At 36.9% G+C, this 13,581-nt stretch carries 12 protein-coding genes; 10 read left to right on the top strand and 2 right to left on the bottom strand.

Going from position 1 to position 13,581, the window contains the following annotated elements; all coding sequences use genetic code 11:
* The first annotated feature begins 11 nt into the window (after positions 1-11).
* Positions 12-602: a TerD family protein gene (locus ACY45D_RS09080; protein ID WP_463106448.1), complete on the top strand. Its 591-nt coding sequence runs from the start codon at positions 12-14 to the stop codon at positions 600-602.
* Between the two features lie 155 nt (positions 603-757).
* Here the strand turns inward: ACY45D_RS09080 and ACY45D_RS09085 are convergent, their stop codons facing one another.
* A complete protein-coding gene (locus ACY45D_RS09085) occupies positions 758-1,240 on the bottom strand; it encodes a winged helix-turn-helix transcriptional regulator (protein WP_463106449.1) in 483 nt (160 codons plus the stop codon).
* Positions 1,241-1,593: 353 nt separating this feature from the next.
* Here ACY45D_RS09085 and ACY45D_RS09090 point away from each other — a divergent pair, with 353 nt between their 5' ends.
* The 9 genes from ACY45D_RS09090 to ACY45D_RS09130 all read left to right on the top strand — a co-directional run bounded on the left by ACY45D_RS09090 (position 1,594) and on the right by ACY45D_RS09130 (position 12,707).
* Positions 1,594-3,798, top strand: coding sequence for an OsmC domain/YcaO domain-containing protein (locus ACY45D_RS09090; RefSeq protein WP_463106450.1), 2,205 nt, complete (start codon positions 1,594-1,596; stop codon positions 3,796-3,798).
* A gap of 430 nt (positions 3,799-4,228) precedes the next feature.
* Positions 4,229-5,095 (top strand): glyoxalase III HchA, encoded by an 867-nt coding sequence (gene hchA, locus ACY45D_RS09095; protein ID WP_463106451.1) that lies wholly within the window; start codon positions 4,229-4,231, stop codon positions 5,093-5,095.
* A 186-nt stretch (positions 5,096-5,281) separates the two neighbouring features.
* Positions 5,282-5,488 (top strand): hypothetical protein, encoded by a 207-nt coding sequence (locus tag ACY45D_RS09100; protein ID WP_463106452.1) that lies wholly within the window; start codon positions 5,282-5,284, stop codon positions 5,486-5,488.
* Positions 5,489-6,025, top strand: coding sequence for a PA1136 family autoinducer-binding transcriptional regulator (locus tag ACY45D_RS09105; RefSeq protein WP_463106453.1), 537 nt, complete (start codon positions 5,489-5,491; stop codon positions 6,023-6,025).
* A gap of 189 nt (positions 6,026-6,214) precedes the next feature.
* Positions 6,215-8,416, top strand: coding sequence for a TonB-dependent siderophore receptor (locus tag ACY45D_RS09110; protein ID WP_463106454.1), 2,202 nt, complete (start codon positions 6,215-6,217; stop codon positions 8,414-8,416).
* Between the two features lie 681 nt (positions 8,417-9,097).
* Positions 9,098-10,075, top strand: a complete 978-nt coding sequence (locus ACY45D_RS09115; protein ID WP_463106455.1) for a DUF1852 domain-containing protein — start codon at positions 9,098-9,100, stop codon at positions 10,073-10,075.
* 44 nt (positions 10,076-10,119) lie between these two features.
* Positions 10,120-11,148, top strand: a complete 1,029-nt coding sequence (locus tag ACY45D_RS09120) for a methionine synthase (protein ID WP_463106456.1) — start codon at positions 10,120-10,122, stop codon at positions 11,146-11,148.
* Between the two features lie 199 nt (positions 11,149-11,347).
* Positions 11,348-11,839 (top strand): flavin reductase, encoded by a 492-nt coding sequence (locus ACY45D_RS09125; RefSeq protein WP_463106457.1) that lies wholly within the window; start codon positions 11,348-11,350, stop codon positions 11,837-11,839.
* 67 nt (positions 11,840-11,906) lie between these two features.
* Positions 11,907-12,707 (top strand): sulfite exporter TauE/SafE family protein, encoded by an 801-nt coding sequence (locus ACY45D_RS09130; protein WP_463106458.1) that lies wholly within the window; start codon positions 11,907-11,909, stop codon positions 12,705-12,707.
* A 170-nt stretch (positions 12,708-12,877) separates the two neighbouring features.
* Here the strand turns inward: ACY45D_RS09130 and ACY45D_RS09135 are convergent, their stop codons facing one another.
* Positions 12,878-13,576 (bottom strand): DUF1826 domain-containing protein, encoded by a 699-nt coding sequence (locus ACY45D_RS09135; RefSeq protein WP_463106459.1) that lies wholly within the window; start codon positions 13,574-13,576, stop codon positions 12,878-12,880.
* Positions 13,577-13,581 lie beyond the last annotated feature (5 nt).

Below are 13,581 nucleotides of genomic sequence, written 5' to 3' on the forward strand. Positions count from 1 at the left end.
AGGAAAAAATCATGGGTATTAGTTTAGTCAAAGGACAAAAAATTTCTTTAGAAAAAGGAGATGGTTCTTCACTCACCAAAATTTTCTTGGGTGCGGGTTGGGATGTTGCGAAAAGCGGTGGTGGTCTCTTTGGTATGTTTGGTGGTCGTGGTGACGACTCAATCGACTTAGATGCTTCAGCCATTATTTTTGATGATAACAACCAACCAGTCGATGCAATCTGGTTTGGACAACTCAAAAGCCGTGATGGTAGCATTTGGCACTCAGGTGATAACCGTACTGGTGCAGGTGATGGTGATGATGAAGTGATTCATGTTGACTTAACTAAAATTCCACCACAAGTAAAAGCGATTGTTTTCACGATCAGTAGCTTCCGTGGTCAGACGTTTGAAAAAGTTGAAAATGCATACTGTCGTTTAGTTGACTCTACAACCAATACAGAAATTGCAAAATATAACCTTTCAGCAAAAGGGAATTATACCGCTTTAATTATTGCTAAAGTTTACCGTCACAATGGTGCATGGAAAATGTCTGCAATCGGTGAAACTTGCCAAGGCAAAACCATTCACGACATGATCCCATCGATTATGCCTGTACTTTAAAAGTATATTTTTAAATGAAAAACCCAGCGATTCAGCTGGGTTTTTATGATTCAGAAACAATAGAGTTTGATAATGATTTACATATTTAAAACATCTGTAGAATGAGTTAAGAAGATACTTGAATGATTCATTCTAAAATTTTTACAAATTAAAACTCATAACGCTGCTTTTGCTTCAGAATGAAAAGCTAAAAAACCTTTACCTATTTCAACTTTTACTTGTTTAGGATCTAAAGGCTCAGTACATTCAGAACAAATCATAACGGGATGAAATTTATGCCCACATGGTTTATGTACATAATCGACAGGTGCACCTTGTCCTTTATCCATATAGGTATCGCCCCAATGGATAATACTCATCAAAATAGGGTATAGATCGAGCCCTTTTTGAGTCAGACGATATTCAAAACGTTTCTGTGTCTCTGTGTATGGGGTTTTATATAAAATCTCTTCTTGAACTAAGGTATTCAATCGCGTTGTTAAAACATGGCGAGTTACACCTAAGTTTTTATGAAAATCATCGAATCGACGAATCCCTAAAAAAGCATTACGAATAATCATCATTGACCACGTATCACCAATCACCGACAAAGTACGTGCGACTGAACAAGGTTGATTGCCAATATCTGCTATTTTCATGGAAATAAATGATTCCTGACCAAATTTAAAAACGATCTTTAAAAATACTAATTGAAAGCAAATTACTTGTATAGCTTTAAAGCAAGAGAACGTTAAAAAGTGTCTATTCAGTAGTCATTAAAAATCATAAAAATGATAGGAATTGTCCAGAAATACAGACAAAAGTTATCAACTGGACAAAATCACTCTATAATACGGACAATCTTTTCTTAAGTCAGTCATTCAACATAGATCGTTATGTTCAGTGAAAGGCTTTCTTTTAAATCAATTTCTGATCCGTGATTCGGCTGATTGATTAATATTTTGAATTTTATGTGTTTAATGCTTACACATAAGAATACTTAGGTGCCAGCATGGAAATCAAAGTTAATTATCTCGACAATCTTCGCCAAGAAGCCAAGTTCGATGATTTTACGGTAATCGCCGACCAGCCGATCCGTTATAAAGGTGATGGCTCAGCACCGGGTCCATTTGATTATTTCCTCGCTTCATCTGCATTATGCGCGGCTTACTTTGTGAAAGTGTATTGTGCTGCACGAAATATCCCAACGGATAATATCCGTTTGTCACAGAACAATATTGTAGATCCTGAAAATCGTTATAAGCAGATTTTTAAAATTCAAGTTGAATTACCTACAGATATTTCAGATAAAGATCGCCAAGGGATTCTACGTTCGATTGATCGTTGTACCGTGAAAAAAGTGATTCAAACGGGCCCTGAATTTATTATTGAAGAAGTTGAAAGTATCGATGCCGATGCCCAAGCTTTACTCATGCCGAATTTAGCTTCTGAAAGTAGTACTTTTATTGCAGGTAAAGATTTACCTCTAGAAGAAACCATTGCCAATATGTCAGGTATTTTGGCAAATTTAGGTATGAAGATTGAAATCTCTTCATGGCGTAATATTGTGCCAAATGTATGGTCATTACACATTCGTGATGCTCAATCACCGATGTGTTTTACCAACGGTAAAGGTTCTACCAAAGAAAGTGCTTTGGCTTCTGCATTGGGTGAGTTCATTGAGCGTTTAAACTGTAACTTTTTCTATAATGATCAGTTTTGGGGTCAAGAGATTGCCAATGCTGAATTTGTACATTATCCAGATGAAAAGTGGTTTAAACCGGGGCCAAATGGTGAATTACCACAAGAAATTCTGGATGAATATACTTTAGAAATTTATAACCCTGACGATGAGCTGCTTGGTACGCATTTATACGATACCAATTCAGGAAATACTGAACGAGGCATTTGCTCATTGCCATTTGTACGTCAGTCAGATGGTGAAGTTGTCTATTTCCCATCAAATTTGATTGAAAATTTATACCTCAGTAATGGTATGAGTGCAGGAAATACCTTAGCAGAAGCACAAGTTCAGTGTTTATCTGAAATTTTTGAACGTGCCGTAAAACGTGAAATCTTAGAAGGCGAGATCACATTACCCGATGTACCTGAAGAAGTTTTGGCAAAATACCCAAGTATTGTAGAAGGTATAAAAGGTTTAGAAGAGCAAGGCTTTCCTGTCTTGGTGAAAGACGCTTCGCTCGGTGGTCAATACCCAGTGATGTGTGTGACTTTAATGAACCCTCGTACAGGTGGTGTTTTTGCATCATTTGGTGCTCATCCCAAATTAGAAGTTGCATTAGAACGTAGCTTAACGGAATTGTTACAAGGTCGTAGTTTTGAAGGGCTAAATGATTTACCAAAACCTACATTCAGCAACAATGCTGTTACTGAACCGAATAATTTTGTTGAACATTTTATTGATTCAAGTGGTGTGGTGTCTTGGCGTTTTTTTAGTGCTCAGTCTGACTATGCGTTTGTAGAGTGGGACTTTACCAGTGAAGGTGAACATGCCAATGCAGAAGAAGCTGCAACCATGTTTGGCATTCTTGAAGAGATGGGCAAAGAAGTCTACATGGCGGTGTATCAGCACTTAGGCGCTACAGCTTGTCGTATTTTAGTGCCTGATTATTCTGAAATTTATTTAGTTGAAGATTTGATTTGGGACAATACCAATAAAGCGTTGGCATTCCGTGAAGATATTCTAAATTTACATCGTTTAGATGATGAGCAACTTGAAGCCTTAGTTGAACGTCTTGAAGAACTAGAAGTTGATGATTATACCGATATCGTGACTTTGATTGGTATTGAGTTTGATGACAATACCGTTTGGGGACAACTGACCATTCTCGAATTGAAATTATTGATTTACATTGCCTTGCAAGCGTTCGAAGAAGCCAAAGAGCTTGTAGAAACATTCTTGCAATACAACACCAATACGGTTGAACGTGGATTGTTCTATCAATGTATGAATGTCGTGCTTGAAGTTGAATTAGACGATGATTTGGATCTGAACGATTATGAAACCAATTTCCGTCGAATGTTTGGTGATGAACGTATGGATGCCGTGATTGGCTCAATGGAAGGTAGTGTTCGTTTCTATGGTTTAACCGAAACCAATATGCAACTTGAAGGCTTAGAGCGTCATTTACGTTTAATTGAAAGTTATAAGAAACTTCATGCAGCGCGTGCTAAAGCTGTAAGCTTAACAAACTAGTTTCGCATGTCGTAAATACGCTGTTTATTTACATGAATTAACAGAGTAGGTCGCTATATACAGCATGTAAGCTTTTATATGCTGTATATAAGTGGTTGAATTATATTAAAAAAAATAAAACTATAGATTAGCTGGTACAGATTTTATTGATTCACATTATAAAATAAACTGAATTTATTCGAATTTGATTATTCTTAACACTTATAAAAATAGATAAATAACAACATGTTAAATGAAATATTTAAACAAATATTGTCCTTATAATTACTGGCTTAATCACAGTAATACATCAAGTAACCAACAAACAACATTTCAAGTCATAAATGTGAAGGAATAGGGGCTTTCCCTTATTTAAATCAATTCTCCAACTCGCATATACTGGTGCAGACGGTTCGATAAATGAAGTCAAAAAAACCATTGGAGTATAAAAATGAGTGAACTAAGCAAAACACCTACACCAGATACAGCGGAAGACAATGCTTTTTTTCCATCACCTTATTCTTTAAGTCAATACACGTCTTCAAAGACTGATTACGACGGTACAACGTATCCAAATCCATATAAAGGCAATAAAAAAATATTGATGATTGCTACGGATGAGCGATATATCTTGATGCAAAATGAAAAGTTCTTTTCAACGGGAAATCATCCTGTTGAAATGCTACTTCCTGTATTTCATTTGGATAATGCGGGTTTTGAATTTGATATCGCAACACTTTCAGGCAACCCTGTTAAGCTTGAAATGTGGGCAATGCCACATGAAGAAAAAGTTGTTGTAGATACCTATGCAAAATATGCAGAGCAACTTAAAAATCCGTTAAAACTTGATGATATTTTAGAAAATGCGTTGAGCAAAGATTCACCTTATGCAGGGGTATTTATTCCCGGTGGTCATGGTGTACTTGCAAAAATTCCTGAAAGTAAAAGCGTTAAAAAAGTATTGGAATGGGCTTTAAGCCACGATAAATATGTGATTACACTTTGTCATGGCCCAGCTTCTTTACTTGCAGCTGCAGTGGATGAAAAACCTGAAAATTATATTTTTAAAGGTTATGAACTTTGTGTATTCCCAGATGCACTTGATAAAGGGCCAAATATTGAAATCGGTTATATGCCAGGTCAACTACAATGGTTAGTTGGTGAAAATTTAGAGAAATTAGGCGTTAAGATTCTCAATAAAGGCATTACAGGGCAAGTTCATAAAGACAGAAAACTTTTAACAGGTGATAGTCCTTTAGCATCACACAACTTAGGTAAATTGGCTGCTGAAACGTTACTGGCAGATACTACACTTTAATGCCATACAATGCATAAAGACATATAATGAATAAAGAATAGTCACTTGCGGAGTGGCTATTTTTATTGAAAATCAAAATATTAGTTTAAATATTTTATAAGTTTATCTAGTATCTGTTGAGATGTCATAAATGGCTTATGTTGTAAACTTGAAGTCAACAGACAAAGAATTATCGAGAAAAGTGGTATGAAAATTCTGAATCAACATCAATTTGCTGAATTATTCTTTCAAACAACGCATCAACTTAGACAAGCCCGTGAACTGAATAATATTTTTGACGTTATTGTAGAATTTGCAAAAAAGTTAAACTTTGATCGAATCATTATATGTAGTGTTTCGCCTTATAATAGAAATGAATTAATCGATGAAATCTTTTTTACTTATGGCGATTAGGTGGATCAAAGTAACCTTGATGAACGCGAAACTTATTTACGGCGTTGTCCAATTAGCAGTCATATTTTTGAATATGATGAACCCTTCTTTTGGGCGAAAACATTAAATAAAGAAAAAACCCAAGAAAGCTATCGTATTATTAAAAATCTCAAAAATTTAGCTGAGGTGAATGGTGTCCAAATTCCTATTTTTGGACGCACAGGCTTAGAGGGAGCAATTTCCTTTGCAGGTGAAGTTGTCGATATGAGTCCCGATTTTAAGCTAATCATACAAACGGTTTCAACACTAGCATTTCGTCAAATTCAACATAAGAAAGACCTTAACATTATTCAAAACAGTAGTTTTCTAACAGAACGAGAAAAAGAAGTATTGAAATGGACTGCAATCGGTCATAAGCACTCTGATATTGCAGATATTCTAAAAATTTCAGCCCGAACTGTTGAAAATCACTTGCGTAATATCAGAAAGCGACTGGGTGCAAAATCTACAGCTCAGGCCATTTCTTCTGCTTTAATCCGTAGAGAAATTGAACTATAAATATTTAAATCACATGTATACGAATAGGCGATATTTTCTTGTGCGCAGTTTTTATGTACTAAACTGAATAGAAATTATTTTTTAATTCGAGATATACGATAGAAATACTTGTCCAATCAAAGAAAATTGTGAATACTCATGCCGCAAAATTCAGGCTGTAAAATTATCTTTTGGGGTTAGGCAATTACTGTGAAAACATATCCATTTTCTTGTTTACAAAAAGCACTACTGGCGGTTGGTTCATTTTCATGTCTAGGACTAAGTCCAGTATTGCTACATGCTGAAACTGAAAATGAGACCCAGCAGCTTGAAACCATCACAGTTACGGCTCAAAGAATACCAACAACAACCGATTCTCAAAATAAAGTGAATTTATCGGGTTTTACGCAGCAAAATATTGCTGAAATTCCTGCATCTATCAGTACAGTAACAGCCGATCGTATAGCGGATCAGCATGCAAAAACACTCAGCGATGTAGTTAAAAATGATGCAGCAGTCGGAGATGGCTATGCACCCATTGGCTATTACTCAAACTTTATGATGCGTGGCTTTGCCTTAAATTTAGGATCAAGTTACTTGCTGAATGGTAACTTGCTGCGTGGTGAACAAAATGTGGCACTTGAAAACAAAGAACAAGTTGAAATTTTAAAAGGTATTAGTGCCATTCAAAGCGGTATGTCAACACCAGGCGGTGTGGTGAATTATGTAAGCAAGCGCCCAAAAGATATTCGCTCCATTACTGTTGAAGCAGACAGCCATGGGGGTAACCGTGTTGCAACTGATTTTGGTGATTTGCTTGGCGAAAATCAGCAGTTTGGTTATCGAGTAAACCTAGCGAAAGAAGAAATTCATCCTTATGTGGAACATGCAGATGGAAAGCGTTTATTCGGTTCTTTGGCTTTAGATTGGAAAATTTCAGATCGTTCTAAACTAGAATTTGATATTGAATCTCAGCGTCAACGTCAACGTTCAGTACCCGGTTATCAGTTACTTGATGGTAAAACTGTGCCTACTGGCGTTGAGTGGGATCGTTTGCTTGGCTACCAAAGCTGGAGTAATCCAGTCACCAATCAAAGTTTAAATACCAGCCTGAAATATATTTACCAAATCAATGACAATTGGGTTGCCAACCTGACAGCTTCGCAAAGCCGTGTAGTTGTAGATGATTATTCAGCTTTTGCATGGGGATGCTATAGCAGTGTCTGCCAAACCTCAGGATTAGGGAATACTTTTGACCAAAATGGTAACTACGATATTTATGATTTTCGCAGCCCTGATGACAGTTATCTAACCAACCAATTTAAAACAAGCTTAAATGGTCAATTCAACACGGGTACATGGCAACATCATCTTAGTTTAGAGCTATCACATGTATACAAACGCCATGCACAATATGTTGCGATTAATGAACTCATTGGAACTGGAAATATTAATCATGATCCTATCAGCTATACACCTACAGACAAAACTTTAGGCAATCATTACAAATCATTGGATAGCCAGCAAACGGCTTTGAATTTATTAGATCAGATTGATTTTAATGACGCTTGGTCGACTGTGGTGGGTGGTAAGTTATTACATTTAAATGAAAGTGCCTATGATGAAAATGCGAACAGCATTCGGGACACGAATTTCAATCGTTTCTTACCACAGTTTGCAGTGATGTATAAACCTTGGGAACAGACTCATCTATATGTTTCTTATAGCAAAGGTTTGAGTGATGGTGGTCAAGCGCCGTGGTTTGCCTATGGCAATCCAGATAAAGGTATCGAAGGCAATGCTTATGCAACTTTAGCACCTATAGATTCAACTCAATATGAGTTAGGTATTAAACAACAGTGGCAAGGGCTATTGTTTACAGCTGCATTGTTTGATTTGAAACAAGATCATCAGTACACCAATGCTGATAATTATTTCTTAACTGAAGGTGAACAACATAACCTTGGCTTAGAACTTGGCTTGCAAGGGAAATTAACTCAGAATCTAGATCTAAGTTCTAGTTTGGCGTTGATTCGTTCACGTTTAGAAGATATACACGTGGATGAATATGCAGGGCACCAAACTCAAAATGTGCCTAAAGTGCGTTTTGCGAGTCATTTGTCTTATCACATGCCACAAGTAGAAGGGCTGCGTTTATTGGCAGGTATGCAATATAGCAGTAGTAAGTATGCCAATAAATCAGGCACAGCTAAAGTGTCAGGTTATAGCGTGTTTGATGCAGGTGCTGCTTATAATTTCCGTGCTTATGGTTATGACAATACGCTTCGATTCAACGTTGATAATTTGTTCAATAAGAAATATTGGCGTGATGTAGGGAGCTACTTTGGCGATGATTATTTATTTCTTGGTACACCACGTACAGCACAATTGTCGTGGACGATGGATTTCTAACCTATCCGTTTAGATCGTGCTATACAAGACTGTCTAAGTTAGCTTAGGCAGTTTTTTCAATGTCATACTTATTTTATAATCCTTATATTGATTCATTGGACTTATGAAAGAGCCAGTTGAGTTTGTTGAATATAGCGATAAGGTTTAAAGCTAAATTGTATACTTCAGCTATGTAGCAAACCCAAAAGATGAATAAATTGATGCCTTATAAGAACAACATGAGATATTTTCATTATGAATAATATTCGTGATAGATATCCAATAGGCATTGTTATTCCAACATAGAAATTTCCTATGCAAGCCTTGATAGACTGTATATTAAGCATATCATTCACTTTAAGCACAGGAACTAAATGCTGTTCATGCTTATTTTTTATAATTTTTTTAATATGTATTACATTCTTAACAATTGATTCTCTCATACTTTTTGGGGGTCAACTAAAATATAAATTAATTCTTTATTTTCAAATATTTAAAATTTAAATATCCAAGTTAATTGCTTATAAATACTGTAGTTATTTTTCTTACTTTCATTGTTTATAAACATAACAAAAAATCCACACATGAATTTCGCTCATCTTTGTGTTAGATAAAATCATTTTTATTCATGTAATGGTTCAGGTATAAATTACGACATAAAGAAATTTCGGTTTTATTGCAGAAAATAGGGTAGAGATCGCCATGAGTACAGAGTTTGCATGTTCAATTAAACGCATTCGTTTTGATGAAAACTATCAACCAGCAGATAACACGCGTCTAACGACTAACTTTGCTAACTTAGCACGTGGTGAAAGCCGTGAGCAGAACCTACGTAATACGCTCCGAATGATCAATAATCGTTTCAATGCCTTAGCACAATCAGACAACCCGAATGGCGATCGCTACTCACTTGAAATCGATATTATTTCTGCGGATTTAGATATTGAAGGTAATGGCCAAGCTTTCCCAATCATTGAAATGCTGAAAAGTACGATTACCGATCATCACACCAATCAACGTATCGAAGGCATGATTGGAAATAGCTTCTCATCTTATGTACGTGACTACGATTTCAGTGTGGTGCTGAAAGAACACAATAAAGAGAATTCGACGTCATACGCACCTGAAGGTTTTGGTGATTTACATGGCAAGCTTTATCAATATCTTGTGAATTCAGAGACCTTTAAAGCTGAGTTTAATCAACAACCTGTGATTTGTTTGAGTGTTTCAACGGCGAAGAAATATCACCGTACTGCCAATGAGCATCCTGTTTTAGGTGTTGAGTATAAACAAGATGAATACTCACGTACCGATGAGTATTTCCACAAAATGGGCTTACAGGTTCGCTTTTTTATGCCGAGAGGTAGCGTTGCACCTTTAGCATTCTATTTTGCGGGTGATTTGTTGCATGACTACAGCGATTTTGAGCTTATTAGTGCGATTAGTACTATGGAAACCTTCCAAAAGATTTATCGTCCTGAAATTTACAATGCAAATTCATCAGCAGCACAAGTGTATCAAGCAAGTTTGGAGTATCCAGATTATTCATTAACACGAATCGTTTATGACCGTGTTGAACGTGGTCAATTGGCAGTAAAACAAGGTAAATGGACTGAAGAGAACTTTATCAAACCTTATCAAAACATTCTTGAACAATGGGCTAAAAGCTACGCCGTTTAAGACACCACACTGCTGAATTAACTCGATATAGAAGATACTTGATTATGAAAATATTATTACCAACATCAACGGCTGGCAGTTTACCTAAACCCTCTTGGCTTGCAGAGCCAGAGCAGCTTTGGTCACCTTGGAAACTCGAGGGTGAAGCATTAATTGAAGCGAAACAAGATGCTTTACGTCTGTCATTGCAAGAACAACAACACACTGGGATTGATATTGTTAGTGATGGCGAACAAACTCGCCAACACTTTGTCACTACCTTTATTGAACATCTGGATGGTGTTGACTTTGAGATGCGTGAGACTGTTCGCATTCGTAATCGTTATGATGCAAGCGTGCCATCGGTTGTTGGTGCTGTGAGTCGCCAAAAACCCGTATTTGTCGAAGATGCCAAGTTTTTGCGTCAGCAAACCAATCAGCCAATTAAATGGGCATTGCCAGGTCCAATGACCATGATTGATACACTGTATGATGGCCACTACAAAAGCCGTGAAAAACTGGCTTGGGAATTTGCCAAAATTCTCAATCAGGAAGCGAGAGAATTAGAAGCCGCAGGTGTTGATATTATCCAGTTTGACGAGCCTGCGTTTAATGTGTTCTTTGATGAAGTGAATGATTGGGGTGTTGCAACGCTTGAGCGAGCACTTGAAGGCCTGAAATGTGAAACTGCGGTTCATATTTGCTATGGCTATGGCATCAAAGCCAACACAGATTGGAAAAAGACTTTAGGTTCAGAATGGCGTCAATATGAAGAAGCATTCCCTAAACTTCAAAAGTCTAAAATCGATATCATCTCACTTGAATGCCAAAACTCACGTGTGCCAATGGATCTGATTGAACTTATTCGCGGTAAAAAAGTCATGGTTGGTGCGATTGATGTCGCAAGCAATACCATTGAAACACCTGAACAAGTTGCAGATACGTTACGCAAAGCACTTCAGTTTGTCGATGCCGATAAACTTTATCCTTCTACCAATTGCGGTATGGCACCTTTGGCTCGTGAAGTCGCAAGAGGCAAGCTCAGTGCTTTAAGTGCAGGCGCAGAGATCATCCGAAAAGAACTTTCGGCTTAATATTCTTCTACTCATCGATAGCATGATGTGAATGGCTACCTATTTAAAAAGATAATGGTTAAGAAGAAATAGGTAGCTCATATTCCATTCAAACAATGTATCCGTTCTATTCAGAATTCATTTAGATGATATGTCGATATAACGCCATTGGGTGAGTGCGAAATCTAAAAAAGCGATGGTTCAATTTAGGAATAAGGTGATGATTGAAGCAACAGACTTTAGAAATGCAATGTCTTTATTGACCAGTGCAGTCAATGTGGTGACCACAGCAGGAGCGTCTGGGCGTCATGGGTTTACGGCATCTGCGGTGTGTAGTGTTACAGATACACCTCCGACATTATTGGTTTGTATGAATAAAACATCTCGATCACATATGCATTTTATCGAAAATAGAATTTTAACTGTGAATGTTTTAAGTGCAGATCATCAACGTATTTCTAATGTATTTGCATCGAAAATGAGTTCAGAAGAGCGCTTTAAACATGGCTCTTGGACAGAATTAGCAACTGGTGCACCTGTTTTAAATGATGCCTTGGTGAGTTTTGATTGTGAGATTGAACAAATTCAAGAAGTTGGAACGCATACTATTTTTATTTGTCGTACAGTGGCGATTCAACAAGGTGAACAAGAACATGGGCTTGCGTATTTTAATCGTGCTTATCACCATGTGGGGCAGGCTGAAATCGCCTAAACCCTCTTTTTTTGATCATTAATGAATGATCAAACCTTTAACTATTAGATTATTAAGTAAATATATCGTGGAATTAATCATTTTTTTAGCAATAGGCGCATTAGCTGGCTTTACTGCTGGGTTGTTTGGCGTTGGTGGTGGCCTGATCATTGTGCCACTTTTATATGTAGTCTTTACACAAATGGGGTATTCATCTGACGTGATCATGCATATGGCTTTAGGAACGTCTTTAGCCACGATCATTGTGACTTCTATTAGTTCACTTATGGCTCACCATAAAAATGGTGCGGTGATTTGGTCTGTATTTAAAAACCTGACACCAGGATTAGTCATTGGCGCGTTTTTCGGTGCAGGAATTGCGGGTTTACTTTCAGGCGCGAATTTACAACTGATTATTGGCTTTTTTGTGATTTGGGTTGCATATCAGATGTTTACTGGTGCAAAAAAACACATAGATCACAATAAAGCACTTCCATCTACAACGAAGCAAGTATTTGCAGGTACAGGAATCGGGGTGGCTTCTGCAATATTTGGAATTGGTGGAGGGAGTTTAACCGTACCTTATCTGAATCATCATGGTATGGTCATGCAAAAAGCGGTTGGAACATCAGCAGCATGTGGTTTACCGATCGCAATCGCTGGTGCATTGGGCTTTATGTTTTTTGGTGTACAAGACCAAGTTTCGATTTCAAACAGTATTGGCTATGTGCATATTTATGCTTTTATTGGCATCAGCTCTATGAGTTTTTTTACCGCGAAGTTTGGTGCTAAAGTGGCGCATTCATTGTCACCCTACATGTTAAAAAAATGCTTTGCTGTATTGTTGCTTAGCGTAGGATGTTTTTTCCTTTTTAAGGGACTGCTTTAAAATAGATTCGGTTAATTTCTATGATAAAAACTCATTACATATTTAATGGGTTTTTATATTTTTGACCGTGGCTACTTAGATCGTTAAACCATTTAATAAATAGACAGATGTGATATCAAAATTTTATCGCGATTTATTTTATTCTGTATCGTAAATATCTAATTAAGTCATTAACAAATCAGTAGCAACCTATACTCACCAACCTTTTCAACAGGTGCTCTATGCACACAAGGCAAGACCTTTTGCGTAGGATGATCAACCGCCAAACGCCAAAGATGGCTTAAGCCTAAATTGACAGGTTTTGCATTCGGTTTAGGCTGATAATGTAAATCAAAAAAATATTCTTCTAGGAAATTTTCAAATTCAGCTTCTGCGCCATCATGTAATTCTTTGAGTTTTTCCCTGATCTCGGGAATCAAAATCTTTTGCTCTACCTGATCATTGGCCACGATATCACTTGCAGCACCATGGTAGGTACATAAGAAAGTATCTGTTTCGATGGGTGAACGATCAATATGAAACGAATATACATCTGTTGAAATAAAATCTAGCTCGTCATCACGCTCATAACATTTTAGTAAATTAAGCGTTGGAGATGCACCATAATCAGTTAAAAGCTGTATATCGTTTAAGATAATTTCCCTTGCTAAATTTCCTTGTTCTGAAAGTTGTAATGCTAAAAGGTCTTCAATAGAAACTTCTGTAATATTCTCTTTTAACTCAAGTTTAGCTACAACTTCTTTAAAATCACCAATCAAATTTCTATGCCAGCAAAGTGCATTCATTTCTCCTTGAAATTTGGAATTTACAAGTTCAGAGAAAGAGGAAACAACTTCAATTTGAGGGGTGTTAGAAAACGAATTTTTCATAGCAG

It is taken from the genome of Acinetobacter sp. BZX-2, from assembly GCF_055179795.1.